The sequence below is a fragment of the Paramagnetospirillum caucaseum genome, from assembly GCF_000342045.1.
Classification (GTDB): Bacteria; Pseudomonadota; Alphaproteobacteria; order Rhodospirillales; family Magnetospirillaceae; genus Phaeospirillum; species Phaeospirillum caucaseum.
Genome location: NZ_AONQ01000167.1, coordinates 1 through 1,426, shown reverse-complemented (window position 1 = coordinate 1,426; position 1,426 = coordinate 1). Strand labels below are relative to the sequence as shown.

The following is a 1,426-nucleotide window of genomic DNA, read 5'->3' as shown; positions in this document are numbered from 1 at the left end:
CATTACAGTTGCGATTTTGTGTTGATATGGCATCGTCGAGCAACCGCTTGATGCGCGCGTCGCCATAGGGACCATGCGATGATGTGGGCCGGCATGATGCCTCCCCGCTCCAGTCTGATGGCAATGCGGCGGATCTCCTGAATGGACCAGCGGATCAGCGTCAGGTGGTTCGGGTCATCCGTAGCGGCGTTTTTGGGGGAGTGGCGGCATTGGCGCGGGTGCGGATGGTGGCCATCATGGCGAAGGCGAGCATGACGAGGGACACATGGCGGTGCCATCCGTGCCATGATCTGGTTTCGTTATGGTCGAGGCCGAGTTCATTCTTGGCGGTCTCGAAGCTATCCTCGATGGCCCAGCGATGACCTTCGACGCGCACCAAGGTTTGGACGAGGGTGCCCGCCGGGCACCAGGTGGAGAAGAAGGCGAGATCGCCATCGGCGATGTTACGGCGGATCAGCAATCCGCGTGTCCACACCCCGGCGCGGGCAGCGTCATAATCGGCGGCGTCAAGATCGGCCAATTCGAGATAGGCCCAATCGCGGAGGCGGGCGCCCTTGGTGCCCTCGCCCGCCGACAGGCGTGTCCAGTCGGATGGGGATAGGTCTTGCACCACACCGCCGGCGGTTCCGGCAACGAGGCGCTCCTTGCCCCAGGAGACGACGGCGTGTTGAGACGTTACGCCCAGAACATAGCCCTTGCCCGCACGCCGCAGAGCTGTTTCGAGCGCCCCGACGCCGTAGACGCTGTCGGCCGCCACCCAGGTAAAGGGCACTTCGGCAGCGATGGCTCGGTCGATCATGACGCGCGCCAGGGCCGGCTTGGTCGCGAAGGCGGTTTCAGCGGGTACGGCCGTCGCCGCCATACGGGTCGGATCGTCCGTCCAGCTCTTGGGCAGATAAAGCGCCCGGTCGATAAAGGCATGGCCGTGGCGCGACACATAGGAGGCGAATACGCCGATCTGGCAGTTGGTAATCTTGCCCGCCGACCCGGTATATTGTCGTCCGACCCCGCACGATGCCTTCCCTTGCTTGAGAAAGCCGGTCTCGTCGATCACAAGGACGGCGTCGGCATCGACCAGCGTTTCGAGGGCGTAAGTACGGACAATATCGCGCAAATCATCGGCGTCCCAACGCCCGCGTCCCAGTATGGCCTGTTGTCGCCATGGCCCCGGATCGCCAGCCGCCTCCGCCCGCATCCAGCCCGTCTTACGGCGCTCTTCGCCCAGCAGGCCATCAAGAAATGAGTTCGCCGATGCTGCGACCCGCTCCTGGCCGAAAAGCGGACGCATCCGCGCCTTCACATCCCGCAACGATGACGCCCAAATCTCCAGCGTCGCCTCTATTGATGCCCCTGCCATAACCCATGACCTCCGAATCATGGCTTCCCATTGATTCAGAGGTTCGACGAAATGGCAACTGTAATGCTA

The 1,426-nt window shown here is 62.8% G+C and carries 1 pseudogene; it reads right to left on the bottom strand.

From position 1 onward, the window contains the following. Positions 1 to 175: 175 nt before the first annotated feature. Positions 176 to 1,378, bottom strand: a pseudogene (locus H261_RS22820) (IS701 family transposase); the annotation flags it as partial. Positions 1,379 to 1,426: the final 48 nt, after the last annotated feature.